Raw genomic sequence first — 14,857 nt, 5'->3', positions numbered from 1 at the left:
TTCTATTTATCGTATAAAACGAAATTTCTTATTGACTTTTATTTTAAACAGTAAAGAAACGATGCTAGGATATGCAAAAGAACAGAGAAAGTTAACAAGAGAACAAAAAGAAGCTGTTGGAATATTATCTTTAGGAACTTTCCTTGAGTATTTCGATTTAATGATTTATGTACATATGACAGTACTGCTTAATGAGTTATTTTTTCCAAAAGCTGATACCAAAACTGCTGCTATATATTCTGCTAGTGCTTTTTGCTCTACATTTGTTTTTAGACCTTTTGGTGCTTTATTGTTCGGGTGGATGGGCGATAAATATGGACGTAAATCTACAGTAATTATAACTACAATTTTAATGGCTATTTCTTGTGCTATTATGGCTGGGTTACCTACTTATGCTCAAATAGGAATTACTGCTACTTGGATCGTTACAATATGTCGTATTATTCAAGGTATATCGTCTCTAGGCGAGTTAATAGGAGCAGAGCTTTATCTTACAGAAATAATATCACCTCCTAAACAATATCCAATTGTAGCATTGGTCGCTTGTTTTTCAGTACTTGGAGGGGTTGCAGCATTAGGACTGGCTTCATTAATTACTCACTTTGGATTTAACTGGCGTATAGCTTTTTTTATAGGAACAGTAATTGCTATAACAGGAATTTATGCTAGAACACGTTTACGCGAAACTCGTGATTTTATAGATGCTAAACAACAAGTTAAAAATAGCTTTAGTAAAGCTAATATGGATATAAAATTACTGGAAAATGATCCGATTTGGAAAGAAAAAGTTAACTGGAAAACATCTTTATCATATTTTCTAATTCAATGCTCATGGCCTGTCACTTTTTATCTTGTATTTTTCTATTGTAGCAATATTTTGAAAGATACTTTTCATTATACTTCTGAACAAGTTATAACTCATAATTTCTTTGTATCTATAATACAGTTTGGATTAGCTTTAGTCCTTAGATGTTACTTAAGTGGTATAATAAATCCTTTAAAGATTCTTAAAGGATTTTTAGCTACCTTTTCATTATTTATTGTTATTGTTCCGCATTTACTAAATAATATCACTTCTCCTACAGAATTATTTATTATTCAGTTAACACTAGCTGTTATTGGCTTAGGGGATGTTCCTGCTATACCAATTTTCTTTAAACATTTTCCGGTTTTCAAAAGATTCACTTATTCGAGCTTTTTATACACCTTATCTCGTGCTTTAATACATGTGGCTACTTCGTTTGGTATGATATATTTAGTAAATTATTTTGGTCACTGGGGAGTATTATTTATTGCGATTCCGATAAGTATAGGTTACGGATACGGGTTACTGCATTTTGAGCAGTTAGAAAAGAAAAGTCAGAACTACTTTTAGAAATAACATCATTATCTTCTAATTTTTTTAAACATAGTTCTAATAATTTATTTTTTATTTTTGGTATTCCTAAATACATACTTAAAATTAAAAACTTTTTTAGTGTCTCTTCAATTATTTTCCTAGCCTTTTCAGGTGATTTAGCTCCTAGCGTTTGAATGTTATGTATGCGATCAAATAATTTTATAAGAGCTGTATCATGTCGTTTCTCATTAATTAATAAATTTAAGCTTTCCTCTGCACTAATTTTACCATATGGTTTGATTCTAGTTAATCCCTCTACATGTTTCGCTACTTCTATACCAAAAATCTTAGTTATCATTTCTTCAGTAAGTTCTGTATCCTCAATAGTATCATGCAGCAAAGCGGCTTGCAGCATAATATCATTATAAAGCTTAGGAGCTTCTTCGGCTACAAACTCTGCGAGCATAATCGTTACTTCAATCGGGTGAGAATAATAAGGATCGCCTGATTGACGCATTTGTAAGCCGTGATATTTGCGAGCGTAGTAGATACCTTTTTTAATTTCTTCTATATCAACAGGATTTTTTACTTTAGTGTTTAAATATTCGATTTTGTCTAATAGTTTTTTAGCGTAAATACAAGTTTCAAACTTTTCTTTCCAAGAGCTTAAATCTTCCATAAAAATCATTTCTTATTTTTATTAATAATAGTTGATTACAATTAAAGTAAAAATTAAAAAATTGCAATAATAAATAGTTTTTTAATCCTAAGGAAGCATGATAATTTTAACTCTTTGGTATTTAAGCAACTTCATTCTGTTTTATTAATATTATTAAGCTTGTCTATCAAAAATCTTCTTTATATTATTTTTTTCTAAAAAATAGATCATTTTTTTTATTCAATATATCATCACGGTTTGTATATAAAGATTCAATAAATAAAATAGAGTCCTTTAAAGCTAGTTGCACGGCTAAATTATCTAAATTATCCATGTCATGTCTTTTTAAAGCTTTAGGAAATACGAATTCTTTAACCATATTACCTAATTTTCGTGTTGTAGTTTGAGATTTCGGAGAATTTGATATAGGTGCTTTTGAAAGATTTATTATTTCGTTTTTACGTTCTTGCGTTTTATTAATAGCTATTTTCTTTAAGCTATCGTCTAAATCTTCCATTCCAATTGCATTGCGAATAATATCGTTTATACTAGTTACTTCATTCCCACGCTTTCTCTCACGCCTTGCTTCTACTATACTGCAAGCCAAATTTTTTAACTCATCTATTAAGAGATTTTTCATTATTAAATCTAGACTTTTCGATAATATTTTTATTATACCCTCTTTCTCATTAATATTATTTTTAAATATTTTAGTTTCAGCAATACAGCAAGCATTTATGATATTTTTTATATTCCAATAAAATGTATTACAGTAATCGTATAATAATGGGCTTTCTTGTGTTAAACTTTTAACTTTTCTCTTAATTTCTGCTTTTTGTATTGTTCCACTATCTTTTAGTGTTTTATTATGACTGTCTATCTTAATTTCATGGGCATCTAATCTTTTATTTGCCCCGGCATCTAGTAATTTAAAATTACTGGTTTCCAACCTTATTTTCGCATCTTGAATTATTTCGGTTGCAAACTTTAGTTTGTTAAGGCATTTAAATATCCGTTTTTCTTCTTCAGACTTAAGCTTTTCATTCTTAATAAAGCAATTAAATTGTTCTTTGGATTCTAATTCGTTAAATAGTTGCCCTCTTAGTTCTTTGCTAATTTCTGCTGGATAAATAGTGGCTATTTTCTTTAAATTATCCTCACTAAATTTATATATTAGATGATCACCGAAAATACTTCTTTTTTCTAACAACATTACGAACTTATCTTTATTATCACCTGCATAAGATAAAAGATATCTTTCAGTGGAAAGTTTGGTATTTTCATTTGTAATACTACTTACGTAATTAATGTCACTTGCCGCTATTTATTTTAAGCCCTACTCCTTTGTTTGAGAATAAAGGTGTATGCGTTTTATATTGCTCTGCTAACGGATCATCTGTTTCCGCAAGTAATTTAGTTGCAAACTCTTCTAAACTTACTATTTTGCTTGCTGAATTATCAGTTGTAAATATTTCATAGTTTCTATCTTCAAATATTATCTTGCCTTCTATTTCTGATTCTTTATTAACCGATACCGTAAAAGTAAAATTATATTTCTTTATACAGCTCAAAATAAACTTACTTTCCGACTCGTTTATAACCCCACCTTTTAATATGCTTTTACATATTTCTTTTAAAAATATTCGTGTTTCGCTTATATTCGGTAATTCGTTAAAACAATTTATTAAACCATTCTATTACTTCAGGATTTTTACTTTTCTCATATTCTTGAGTAAGATGGTGGGTTATTTTGTGTATGGTGGTGTTTGTTTCTATTTCTAAAATAAATCTTTATCAACATAGTTAGTTCTGTTTAGAGCAGTTATTTTTAATAATTCATTATATGATAACTGCTACTTCTACTAAACTAGAGTTTGTTTTCACTATCCCAATTAAACTCTCAACAACTATACCATTAATATACTTATTAGAATAACTAAGTAATTCTTTTAGTTCTTTAACGATACCTGTGTAGGCATTGCTTTTACTATTTCAACTATACTATCAGCTACTGCACATCTGATATTTTCGTTAGAATCAATAAATAAATTTTTCAGTCCTATAAATACATCGTGTATTGTATCAGGGCTTACTTTTACTACTTCAGCTATCCCAATGAGCCGCTGCACAGCTAATAACTTCATCAGAATCACTAAGTAGATTTTTTAAGCCTATAAATACGTTTTGTGTTATATTAGGATTTGCTTTTACTACTTCAGCTATACTACTAGCGACTACCGGCTTAGCATAATGATTACGAATTTTAGCTATCTCCTGTAATGTGGTAGACTCTTTCTGTACAGGCATTGCTTTTATTATCTTAGCTATACTATTAGCAACTATATGCTTGACATAACCTTCAGAATTTTTAAGTAACTCTTTAGATTCACTAAATCTTTCTTCTACTAACCTAGGATTTGCTTTTACTATTTTAACTATGTTACTAACAGCCATATACTTGACATAATAATTATGATTACTAAGTAGTTTTTCAAACACATTAATCCCTTCTTCTATTAAACTAGAATTTGCTTTTACTATCTCAACTATACCACTAGCAACTATACTGTCTTGACATAATCGTTAGAATCACTAAATAGCTTTTTAAATAAGCTAAATGCTTCTTGTGTTAAATTAGTATTTGCTTTTGCTATTTCTATTAAACTATCAATAATTACAGACTTAAAATAATTATCAGAATTATTGATAAGTTTTTTCGATATTTTAAATGCCTCTTTTGCTATAATAGGTCTTAATCTTACTATTGCAGCTAAGCTCTTAATAATTAAGTATTCATCATCCAGTTTTTGTATCTGATTTAATATTTCTTTCTCTAAATTAGGCTTGACATTTATTATTCTGACTAATGTTATATTTATATATTCATTTAATATCCAAGTATTTAGTAAATAGTATTATCCTTTCCAAACTTTCTTGTAATACTGTTTGATCTATTGTCTCATCTAATATTTGTGCTAATTTTTGTAGTACTATTTTCTGTAACTGTGGATCTTTAATTTTTAATAGGTCGATTAATTTTGTATAAACTTTAGTTTTACTACCCCATTCATGTTTATTTGCTAAAGCGGCTATTATTTCCGCAGATGTTTTTAATTCTTGGAAATCAGTTTTGCTTTTTCGTAATTTTTCATTTACTGTTTTAACAATCTCTTCCGATAAATAGCCGCTGTCTATTATATGTTGTTCCCAAATTGTAATATCTTTTAGTACAACCTCATCTATTAACTCTTGGATTTGTTTTAAATTCGGTATTCTGTTATCAAATTTCCCATTAATTTTGCTTTGAGCTAACAAGTGCATTAATAATATAATCTTTCTTTCAATTCCGAGTTCTAATATTCCGTCAACGTTACAGATGGCTGCTTCCCAAAATATTTCTATTAATTCTTGATTATCATCATTATTTACTATCCCTGCTAAAAACTTCAGAGTCATTAGATATTTTGGGTCGTTTCTATGCTTACCTATAAAATTCGCTTCTTTGTATTTTGTGTTGTTATCTGCTAACTGATTTTTTAAATAACATGCAGCTAGATATTCTTGAAATGTTAAATGAATAAATTGAAAATTTTGCCCTTCTCTTCTTAATAGCCCTTGTTCTATAACTTCGTCTATATCTAATGTATCTTTCTTGCTTCTACTACTTTGTTCTCTACTAACTTCCCTGTCGCAACAAATGACTCGTAGGCTATCTGTTCTAAAAAACTCATTTTGTTTTTTTAAGTGATTATTAGCTTCGGTTTTATTTTTATATTTATTTTGTGTTTTTTCTAAATGCCTATTGTTAAGCCAACTTACTACTTCATGATATAGTTGACTTATATTAAAATCTTCATTACTATTTTTTTGAAATTTATCCCTTATATCTTTATCGCTCCAAACCAAACATATTAATGCAGTATTGATAGGAACTTCACATATTTCCTTTATTTGGCTATGAGTATCCAAAAAGCTTTTTAATTGCACTCCTAACTCTTTATCATACTCAAAATTTTTATTTACATATTGCTCTATCCCTTCACTATCCCAGCCTGTATTTTCTACTTTCCGCTCAAACCTGTTACTCATTTCTTCTACAACCGCATTAGATCTAGAAGTCATTACGATATTTTTATACTGAAATACCGAATCCATAATATCTCGGTAATCACGATTACTTTGTGATAAAAACGCTACCTCATCATAACCGTCCAGTAATAATAATACTTTATCTTTATCGTGTATGCTTTTTATATCTTCAAGTTTTATATCTTTAGAATCTAGACAATAATGGATAAAACAACTTAGTATATCGTCATCTATACCAGTACCGTAGCGTACCCGTCCAATTGCTTAGCAATTCTTTTAATTTAATTCTAAACACGTAATTAAACTTATCGTTCCATAAATTTCCTTTTCCCCATTTATAAGATAGATAGTGCATTAACGTGGTTTTACCTATTCCTGCACTACCGAGTAACAATACTTTACCGACATCCGCTTGAATTCTGTTTATTGATTCAGCTATATTTTTTATTTCCGATTCACTTTTATTAGGTAGATTCCTGCGAAGTATATCAAACTTTTTTTTCTCATTTTTTTCTTCGTTTAGTAACTCAACTATATTATCAATCTCATCATCCTTATTAGGTAGCTCTTTCTTAAGCAACTCCCTTATCTTTTTTTCCGTATCTATAGCTTTAAAGATTTTCTCTATTTCTACCGGTTTCTTTTCTCCGATAACTTTATCACGTAATGCTGCTTTACCTGCTTCATCATCTTCACTCAGTAATATCTGTAATTTTACATAATATTCCTCTAAAGACTGAGCTTTGATTTTCTCGTCTTCTATTAGCTTTGGTAAAGTATTGTGAGAACTATATAAGGTTCTTAGTTTTGTTACTAATGGATTTAGAATTGAAGTTTGCATATTCTTAGCTGCTACTATGGGAAGCGTATCTCTAAAGTTTATTTTTTTCGCATATTAAACTATTAAAAGAAAATTTAAAGTTTTAATTCTTTTATTAATCTATTTTTTAGGAAAGCGATCAATTACAAGATTTAAAATAATATTATGCTCTAGAAATGCCTTAGCTCCGGCAAGTACTAAGGTAAATCCTTCAGTTGAAGAAATAGCCTGCTCTATCACTTCATCACCATCACCTATAAAACCGGTATTTGTAATAGTAACAAAAGTTTCTTCTGAACTAATCGAAGTAAACTGCCATTCTACTAATGTTGGGATTTTATACGTATCCCATTCAATAAGTATTTTTTTATTTTTTTCAATTTCCTGCACGTTAATTTGAGCTGAGAAGCCGTACATTTCCCATGTCCAAGTGATTTGTTTCTTAACTTCTAGTCTATCGCTACTTTTAGTAAACCAAAATTTTGAAGTAATATTAGGATTTATAAAAGCTTCAAATACTTGGTCAATTGGTTTACGAATAAGCATTGCTGCTTTCGCAGTTGGTTTTAACTGATTTATATAAACATTATTATTAATAGTCATTTTTAAAAACTTTTTTTAAATTATTACATTGTAATAAATATTGTAGCCTATAGTAGTAAGATTTATTTTATTTTCAACTTATTTTTTATCAATCATACAAAAACATAATTTGGTTAGAGGTTGTATAATCGATACGTCTATCTATATGTAGAAAGTTTTTGTGAATACCGACGGACCAGCCGAGACTCCAAGCTAAAGCCGTTAGGTTACCTCGATAATTAGAGTCTGTAGTAGCAATATCAACGGCACAGTAACCTTTACCGCTATGGTGAGGATAGTCGTAGATATGAAAAGAGTTCTTAGCTCCTTTTATTTTGATATTATACTCACGTGATCTGCAACCTGAAACAACTGGCATGGATTTACCGAATATAGTACGTAGTTCAATTAATTTCTCTGCGAATCCTTCAGCTAGTACTATTTTACCGGTTTGTTTACAGGCAAGTTCGGAATGAGTAAAGTAAGGGAGATAATATTTTTTGCTTAACTTTTTATACATAGAGTTTTTCTTAAATAATAACTCCAAGAATAACCAACACTAAGTCTTTATAATTTTTTCACTATTTTTACTATTATTAAGAAATGTAGTTAACAAAAATACAACTAATTAATAATGTTTATTAATTTTTTAGTTAGCGATTATTGAATAGCTAGTAATAAGTTAATAAAATGAAACTATAAGTTTATAAAAATTAAGCAGATTATAGGCTTTAAAAAGTCTTTAATATTTAGGTTATTATGCAAGTTGATAAAGAATCACATAATAGTGAATACTGGTATTTGTTGGGTAAATCTCAAATATATATGGAACCGGAAAAAGCATTAGAGTCATTTAATAAAGCAATAAAGCTAAAACGTGACGATGCTTTATTCTACTTTAATAAAGGCATAGCTTTAGGATTATTAAATGAAAACGAAGAAGCGATTAAAGCTTATAATAAAGCAATAAAATTAAATCCTGATAATCCTGATTATATTTATATTAAAGGAGCAACTTTATTAATTATCATTAACAAACTTATTGAAAAACAACAATTTGAAAAAGCTACCGGAATATTAAGAGATAAAATATTTAATAAAATAAATGATAATTACACAAAAGAAACTTTATTTACACTTGCAGGAATATGTTTATTTCATAGAAAAAAATATCAAAAGGCACTTATTAAGTTAAATCAAGTCTTAACTTTAAACCCTGAATTTCCTAGTGCTATTAATTTTAAATTAAGATGTTTAAAAGAATTAGGCTTTGCAAATAACCAGCTGCCTAGAAATATAAATAACGTAGAGATGTTATTAGATAAAGCTTTAAGTTTACTAAATGAAAAAAAGATTGAAGAATCAGAAAGATTTTTTAGAAGAATCCAAAGATTAGGTATAAAAAATAAAGAATTACAAATATGCTATCTTTTTATAAGAGCAATACATCTAAGTGATCAGAACAAATACTATGAAGCACTTGCTTCTATAAATGAGGCTTTAGAATTTAAAATTGAATATGAAAAACTAAATTTATATAGACATAAAAAGCCGTATTGCTAAATTTAATAGGAAAATATAAAGAAGCAATGTATTGCTGTAATTACGTTTTAAAGCACGGAGCAGGTCAAATATCAGAGAGAAACAGAGGAATAATACTCGCAGCAAAAGCTTTTAGCTATGCAAGCCTTGGGGATATAGAAGAAGCTAAAGAGCTTGTTAAAATTTTACCTCCGGAATTAAATCCCTTATACGGTAAAGAAGAAATAGAAGAGAAAGGCAAATTACTATATTTCCCGTCTATAAAATATTAGGTTCTGTGAAGGAAAATTAAATTATAAAGTCCTCGATGTCATCCCCGCGAAAGCGGGGATCCAGTAATAAAAAGGTATAAATATATTGAATTTTTAATCTTAAAAGCTCAATTTATTTCGCTTTTTTCTGAATTCCCGCTTTAGCGGGAAGGCGTTGTTGCGTGGATCAATTTCACCTCTGTCATCCCGTGGCTTGACCACGGGATCCAGTTTAAAATACTAAAATTATTAGTATTTTTTATTGTTTTTATAGACCCCGTGGTCAAGCCACGGGGTGACACAGTGGATTTTACCGGTCTACGCAACAATGCCTCGCGGGAATGACATATAGAGCTTTAAGCCTTGTGCAAAAACATAATATTTTTAAAAACTGTCCGGTAGCCTAGATTGAAAGATTGTATTTTTACAATAAGGTTTAGAACAAATAGAAAAAAATAGTTAATTGTTTGACTGTTTGTTTAAATAATATTAACCTTTAACTTAACAACTTAATAATATTCTTAACAGTTGATATATTTTGAGCCAATAGATCAAAGATTCTAGAATAATTAATAGGTTTTAAAACACTATTAAAAATTATTCCAATGGCAGACGATAAAGAGGATATACAGAATAATAAGGATGATGCTCAGGTTAAAAATGAGCTTAGAGCAATTAAGGCTCAACTTACCGCTACTGCAAACCCTGCCGAACTTGCACGTTTAGCAAGTGCTGCAGCAGGTTTAGCAGCAAGTACTAATATCCTGACCTACTAGAACAAATTAAAGGCGTACAAGCTGCAATTAGCAAAAAAGAAGAAACTGCCGAGCAGAATATCTCTTCTAAAATAGCTGCCGAGAATTTAGAAGCACCACAGCAACAACACGATCCGGAAATTGTACGTGAACAAGAATTGCATGAAAAACATGAGAATTTTAAAGTGAGTCATGATAAATTCATGCAAGATACCGATGAGCTGATAGAGAAGAAGAAAAAATATAATGAAAATTTACAAGGTATTTTAAATGCCCTGAGAAATGGTGAAGAAATTGATCCAGAAAGCTTGAAGTCTGCCGTTAAGACGGAAGAACAGATGAGAGAAGAGAGGGAAAAAGAACAAGCCCTTAAGAAACGTCAGCAGCAATACACACAACATTATCAAGAACTAAAAGCCGAAGAAGAAAGGCTACAAAAGCAACGGGCTGAGTCTGCTAAACAGGCAGAAGAACAACGCAAAGCTAACGAAAAACTTGTCGGTAAAGAATTAGAACAAGGACAGCACAAATTAGCCGTACTTGATAATAAAACACAACAGACAGATGTTAAATTAGCAGCCATCTACCCAAAAATGGAAGATGCTAAAAAGATGAAAGATGATATTGATAAGAAAGTTGAGGAGTTGGGAAAAATAAAAAAAGAAGAAATAGAGTTAGAAAAAAAATCAGAGAAGAAATAGAAAAACATAAGGAAAAAAATCCTGAAAAATATAATTCAGCATTTGATGATTTCTCAACTTTGCTCCTTAATCAAACAAAAGCAGCTGAAACAGGTGAAATTAAAGATAGTGAATTACGTAATAAATTTTTAGGTAAAGAAAACCAACCTGAAATAGCTGTAAAAACTCCTGAAGAAATACCGACAAAATCTCCCATAGAAATTCCGCCAATATCACCGCCCATTACAAAAGAAGAGATACCAATTCAAGCTCAAACTCAACAAGAAAATATACTTAAAAAAATTACTAATAGCTTTGGTGATAAAATTGTGGAATTAAAAGAAAAATACGGTATTAATTCTATACCTGAAGAAGAGAAAAAAAGTGTAAGACAAGGGCTTAGAACCGGATTACAAAAACAAACTCCTATACCTGCAAAAAATAATAAAGAAACAGTGGTTAATCAACATTTAAACAGAATTAATCAACAAAATAAAAAGAATGAAAGTCATACTAGATAATAACAACTTTAATAGATTAACTATATGTCAAAATCAGATGCTAATCGTTACCTTGATGATGATAAAAAAGATTTGTATACAGCTAACAATTATTACAAATATGCTTTACAAAATATGAACAATGTAACTATATCAAAAGCTCAACAAGGAGATTTAACGCCTCTTGCTATAGCAAATTGTACAGTAAAAGCAAGTTAACAAATGCTCTTCTTTTTGGTAAGATTGAAGCTTGTGCCGGTCTTGCTTACATCAACAGAGAAGGATTGGGAGGGAGTAAAAACCCTTATAATGAAAAATTGTTTTTAGTTATCGGTAGTAAGCTTGGAAATCAATCTTGTATGCAAGCTCTAGCACAACTACAAAATAATAATTATGATGTTGAAAAAGAAGCAACTATTTGGGCAAATCATATAAATACATATAAAAGAGATTTAGACAAAGAAATAACTACTCAAGAGTTAGCAGCTAGTCAAATTTTCTTAAAAAATGAGCTTATAAAAAACTCTATCGGATTAAATGCTTATAACAGTAATATTAATGTTACAAAGTCAGAAGCAGAAATAGCTGAAACTTTTGTTCCGCCTCCTGCTCCGAAGCAAGCTAATTATTATGATCCTTATCATAATAAAACTACAACTACAATAACTAATACCTATGTCCCACCGGAGCAACCAAAGCAATTTGTTAAACCTATGGGGCAACATCCTCAAGAAAAAGAGGGCTGCGAAATATGTTAACCCTAACTTATTATGTAGATACCTAATCGTCATTGCGAGGAAAAACTGTAAGTTTTGACAAAGCAATCTCAGGGAGTTTGTTATTATTTCATGAGATTGCCACACTCCTTACAGTCGCTCGCAATGACGGATAAACCTATCCACGCAAATCATAATTGCGTGAATTAATTTCACCTCTGTCATCCCGTGGTCAAGTCGCGGGATGACAACTAAAAAACTGATCCACGCAACAATACCTCTACAGGAATAACACCTTGAACGCCGCACAATACAGTATTAAGTTGCACTTCATTTCCTTATTTATCGTGTAAAGCGAAAATTCCTATTGACTTTTATATAAAACAGTATAGGTTTCTTTACAATTTAACTTTTATTAAAGAATTTATGCGTGGCTATGAAAAGGAACAAAGAAGCTTAACAAGGGAACAAAAAGAAGCTGTAGGTTTATTATCCATCGGTACATTTCTTGAATATTTTGATCTTATGCTCTACGTGCATATGTCGGTGCTTTTGAATAAAATATTTTTCTCCCCGGATAATACTTATTCAGTAAAAATGCTTACAGCTTTTGCATATTGTTCAACTTTTGTTTTTAGCCCTTTCGATTCTCTTCTTTTTGGTTGGATAGGTGATACTATAGGGCGTAAACCAACAATTATTATCACTACTATGTTAATGGCTTGTACTTGTATAGGTATGGCTATTCTTCCTTCTTATGATGAAATAGGTTTTACTGCTACAGTTTTAGTTACACTTTTCCGTGCCATTCAAGGAATTTCATCTACTACGGAAGTTACCGGTGCTGAACTTTATTTAACAGAAACGGTCAAACCACCCCTGCAATATCCTGCGGTAACATCGTTTATGGTTTCTACTGCATTAGGGACAATGGCAGCTCTTGCTGTTGCAACCCTTGTAACTTCAACGAATCTTAATTGGCGTTATGCTTTTTTATTTGGAGCATTTGTAGCCATTACCGGTACTATGGCACGAACAACATTAAAAGAAACACCTGATTTTGTTGATGCTAAAAGACGAATAAAATTGGCTATAGAAAAAACCGGCTTAGATCCTAAACAAATTGAGAATAATGATATTGTAAATGAAAAAACAAAATTAAAAACTTTATTATCTTATTTTTTAATTACATGTGCCTATCCTGTGTGGAATTACTTTGGTTATTTTTATTGCGGAAATATTTTAACCGAAGATTTTGGATATAGTCCTGCTGAAGTTATTAATCATAACTTTTATATTGCAATCGGCGATCTTCTATCAGCTATACTACTAGCCTATTTAAGTTATAAAATTTATCCTCTAAAGATATTAAGAGCTACCTTTTATATTTCTTGTGATATTCCTTTGTTTTTTCCCTGTTATAATGCAGAATCTAACGCCCTTTTACATAATGTTAATTAATTATATTTTCTTATGTTTGCTCCTGCGGCTGCCCCTGCTAAAGCAGTTTTTTATAAACATTTTCCGGTATTTAAACGTTTTATGCATACTAGCGTCATATATATGCTATGTCCCGTGCGTTCATGTTCGTAATAACTTCATTTGGTCTTGCTTACTTGACTGAGCGTTTTGATTACTGGGGGATATTAATAATTATGGTACTGGCAACAATAGGCTACCATTTCGGGCTGCGTCACTTTGAGAATTTAGAAAAGAACAGTGAGCATCAAATTTAATAATAGTTTTAGTTTTGTTGCCATTAATAAATTCATTACATATATTGAATAATTTTTCTTCTATACTGTGTATTTCCAAGCGGGCAGCAACAACTAAAAAATCCGTTATAGTTCCTTCTATAATTTTTTGTGCTTTTTCAAGAGATTTAGCTCCTAGAGTTTGCACGTTATGTATTCGATCAAATAATTTTATAAGTGCCGTATTATATCTTTTTTGCTGAATTAATAGATTTAAACTTTCTTTAGCAGTAATTTTACCATAAGGTTTGATTCGCGTTAATCCCTCTACGTGCTTTGCCACTTCCGGTCCACAAATTGCGGTGATCATTTCTTCAGTAAGTTCTGTATCTTCTATAGTATCGTGAAGTAGAGCAGCTTGCAGCATAATAGCGTTATAAAGTTTAGGGGCTTCTTCGGCTACAAATTCAGCAAACATAATCGCTACTTCAATCGGATGAGAGTAATAAGGTTCGCCTGATTTACGCATTTGTAACCCATGATATTTACGAGCGTAGTAGATACCTTTTTTAACTTCCTCTATATCAACAGGATTTTTTACTTTAGTGTTTAAATATTCGACTTTATCTAATAGTTTTTTAGAGTAAACACAAACTTCAAACTTTTCTTTCCAAGAGCTTAAATCTTCCATAAAAGTTATTTTCTTATTTTTGTTAATAATAGTTGATTACAATTATAGTAAAAATTAAAAAATTGCAATAACAAATAGCTTTTTAACTTTAAATGTATTAATAACTTTTGGTTACATTGTATTTAAGCAACTTCATTCTGTTTTATTAGTTGCTTTAGCTTCTTGTTCCTGCTGTAATTTATACTCTGCTGCTTTTTCTTCTACGTAATTTAAAAAGAAATAAGTAAAAGTTAAAAAACTAGTAAGAATAATAGCAAAAGTTATAATATTAATTTAAGCTCTTTCCTTGCGTTTTCAGCTTTTAATCTCTTTTCTTCCTCTTCATCAATATAAGATTCAGAGGTTAAAATTTCTTCTTTATTTTCCATATTTTAACTCTTTTAAATTAACTTATATATGAATGATAGAGCTTAATTATCACCTGAGAGAAGTAATCTATAGAAGTAATTAAAATAAGTCAATAACTATAATTGTTGATTGTAATAATTATATATTTAATAAATCCTCTTTCTCTAAAATACTGTACGTTCTATTTGACGA

The 14,857-nt window shown here is 30.1% G+C and carries 19 protein-coding genes and 2 pseudogenes; 9 read left to right on the top strand and 12 right to left on the bottom strand.

Going from position 1 to position 14,857, the window contains the following annotated elements; all coding sequences use genetic code 11:
• Window positions 1-61: 61 nt before the first annotated feature.
• Window positions 62-1,375 carry an MFS transporter gene (locus BN1174_RS06075; protein WP_040257334.1) on the top strand — a complete coding sequence of 438 codons (1,314 nt, stop codon included), beginning with the start codon at window positions 62-64 and terminating at the stop codon, window positions 1,373-1,375.
• On the opposite strand, the gene BN1174_RS06070 is transcribed toward BN1174_RS06075, so the two are convergent.
• The 9 genes from BN1174_RS06070 to BN1174_RS06030 all read right to left on the bottom strand — a co-directional run bounded on the left by BN1174_RS06070 (window position 1,290) and on the right by BN1174_RS06030 (window position 8,008).
• The gene (locus BN1174_RS06070) at window positions 1,290-2,018 is read right to left on the bottom strand and encodes an HD domain-containing protein (RefSeq protein ID WP_040257332.1); all 729 of its coding nucleotides are present in this window, start codon (window positions 2,016-2,018) and stop codon (window positions 1,290-1,292) included. The two genes, BN1174_RS06075 and BN1174_RS06070, sit on opposite strands and share 86 nt — an antisense overlap.
• Before the next feature lie 184 nt (window positions 2,019-2,202).
• Window positions 2,203-3,210, bottom strand: a complete 1,008-nt coding sequence (locus tag BN1174_RS11865; RefSeq protein WP_231555816.1) for a hypothetical protein — start codon at window positions 3,208-3,210, stop codon at window positions 2,203-2,205.
• Window positions 3,211-3,307: 97 nt separating this feature from the next.
• Window positions 3,308-3,568 carry a hypothetical protein gene (locus tag BN1174_RS10950; protein ID WP_040257330.1) on the bottom strand — a complete coding sequence of 87 codons (261 nt, stop codon included), beginning with the start codon at window positions 3,566-3,568 and terminating at the stop codon, window positions 3,308-3,310.
• 378 nt (window positions 3,569-3,946) lie between these two features.
• Window positions 3,947-4,126 carry a hypothetical protein gene (locus BN1174_RS10945; RefSeq protein WP_197062054.1) on the bottom strand — a complete coding sequence of 60 codons (180 nt, stop codon included), beginning with the start codon at window positions 4,124-4,126 and terminating at the stop codon, window positions 3,947-3,949.
• Window positions 4,101-4,496: a hypothetical protein gene (locus BN1174_RS06050; RefSeq protein ID WP_040257328.1), complete on the bottom strand. Its 396-nt coding sequence runs from the start codon at window positions 4,494-4,496 to the stop codon at window positions 4,101-4,103. The genes BN1174_RS10945 and BN1174_RS06050 overlap by 26 nt, the downstream gene beginning before the upstream one ends.
• Window positions 4,497-4,880: 384 nt before the next feature.
• A complete protein-coding gene (locus BN1174_RS11860; RefSeq protein ID WP_231555815.1) occupies window positions 4,881-6,119 on the bottom strand; it encodes an NACHT domain-containing protein in 1,239 nt (412 codons plus the stop codon).
• Between the two features lie 193 nt (window positions 6,120-6,312).
• Window positions 6,313-6,927, bottom strand: coding sequence for an NACHT domain-containing protein (locus BN1174_RS11855; protein ID WP_082022316.1), 615 nt, complete (start codon window positions 6,925-6,927; stop codon window positions 6,313-6,315).
• 99 nt (window positions 6,928-7,026) lie between these two features.
• Window positions 7,027-7,509 (bottom strand): SRPBCC family protein, encoded by a 483-nt coding sequence (locus BN1174_RS06035; protein WP_052454749.1) that lies wholly within the window; start codon window positions 7,507-7,509, stop codon window positions 7,027-7,029.
• Window positions 7,510-7,597: 88 nt separating this feature from the next.
• Window positions 7,598-8,008, bottom strand: coding sequence for a D-Ala-D-Ala carboxypeptidase family metallohydrolase (locus BN1174_RS06030; protein WP_040257326.1), 411 nt, complete (start codon window positions 8,006-8,008; stop codon window positions 7,598-7,600).
• 239 nt (window positions 8,009-8,247) lie between these two features.
• On the opposite strand from BN1174_RS06030, the gene BN1174_RS06025 reads away from it, so the two are divergent.
• Complete coding sequence (locus tag BN1174_RS06025; RefSeq protein ID WP_040257324.1) at window positions 8,248-9,051, top strand: tetratricopeptide repeat protein; 804 nt, start codon at window positions 8,248-8,250, stop codon at window positions 9,049-9,051.
• The gene (locus tag BN1174_RS06020; protein WP_040257322.1) at window positions 9,045-9,302 is read left to right on the top strand and encodes a hypothetical protein; all 258 of its coding nucleotides are present in this window, start codon (window positions 9,045-9,047) and stop codon (window positions 9,300-9,302) included. The genes BN1174_RS06025 and BN1174_RS06020 overlap by 7 nt, the downstream gene beginning before the upstream one ends.
• Before the next feature lie 149 nt (window positions 9,303-9,451).
• Here BN1174_RS06020 and BN1174_RS13165 read toward each other — a convergent pair.
• Window positions 9,452-9,616 (bottom strand): annotated as a pseudogene (locus BN1174_RS13165) (tRNA lysidine(34) synthetase TilS); the annotation flags it as partial.
• A gap of 270 nt (window positions 9,617-9,886) precedes the next feature.
• On the opposite strand from BN1174_RS13165, the gene BN1174_RS11850 reads away from it, so the two are divergent.
• The 6 genes from BN1174_RS11850 (at window position 9,887) to BN1174_RS06000 (ending at window position 13,393) form a co-directional block, all read left to right on the top strand.
• Window positions 9,887-10,057: a hypothetical protein gene (locus tag BN1174_RS11850; RefSeq protein ID WP_231555814.1), complete on the top strand. Its 171-nt coding sequence runs from the start codon at window positions 9,887-9,889 to the stop codon at window positions 10,055-10,057.
• Between the two features lie 137 nt (window positions 10,058-10,194).
• Window positions 10,195-10,737 (top strand): hypothetical protein, encoded by a 543-nt coding sequence (locus BN1174_RS11845; protein WP_052454748.1) that lies wholly within the window; start codon window positions 10,195-10,197, stop codon window positions 10,735-10,737.
• A gap of 59 nt (window positions 10,738-10,796) precedes the next feature.
• A complete protein-coding gene (locus BN1174_RS06010; protein ID WP_040257320.1) occupies window positions 10,797-11,237 on the top strand; it encodes a hypothetical protein in 441 nt (146 codons plus the stop codon).
• Window positions 11,238-11,261: 24 nt separating this feature from the next.
• Window positions 11,262-11,435, top strand: coding sequence for a hypothetical protein (locus BN1174_RS10160; protein ID WP_156138519.1), 174 nt, complete (start codon window positions 11,262-11,264; stop codon window positions 11,433-11,435).
• The gene (locus tag BN1174_RS06005) at window positions 11,414-11,974 is read left to right on the top strand and encodes a hypothetical protein (protein ID WP_040257318.1); all 561 of its coding nucleotides are present in this window, start codon (window positions 11,414-11,416) and stop codon (window positions 11,972-11,974) included. The genes BN1174_RS10160 and BN1174_RS06005 overlap by 22 nt, the downstream gene beginning before the upstream one ends.
• Before the next feature lie 384 nt (window positions 11,975-12,358).
• Window positions 12,359-13,393, top strand: a complete 1,035-nt coding sequence (locus tag BN1174_RS06000; protein WP_231555813.1) for an MFS transporter — start codon at window positions 12,359-12,361, stop codon at window positions 13,391-13,393.
• A gap of 192 nt (window positions 13,394-13,585) precedes the next feature.
• Here the strand turns inward: BN1174_RS06000 and BN1174_RS05995 are convergent, their stop codons facing one another.
• Window positions 13,586-14,317, bottom strand: coding sequence for an HD domain-containing protein (locus BN1174_RS05995; RefSeq protein WP_040257317.1), 732 nt, complete (start codon window positions 14,315-14,317; stop codon window positions 13,586-13,588).
• Window positions 14,318-14,449: 132 nt separating this feature from the next.
• Window positions 14,450-14,685 (bottom strand): annotated as a pseudogene (locus BN1174_RS05990) (RP671a family tick cell line-upregulated protein).
• Window positions 14,686-14,857: the final 172 nt, after the last annotated feature.

Source organism: Rickettsia hoogstraalii, from assembly GCF_000825685.1.
Classification (GTDB): Bacteria; Pseudomonadota; Alphaproteobacteria; order Rickettsiales; family Rickettsiaceae; genus Rickettsia; species Rickettsia hoogstraalii.
This window is presented reverse-complemented; position numbering and strand designations above follow the sequence as displayed.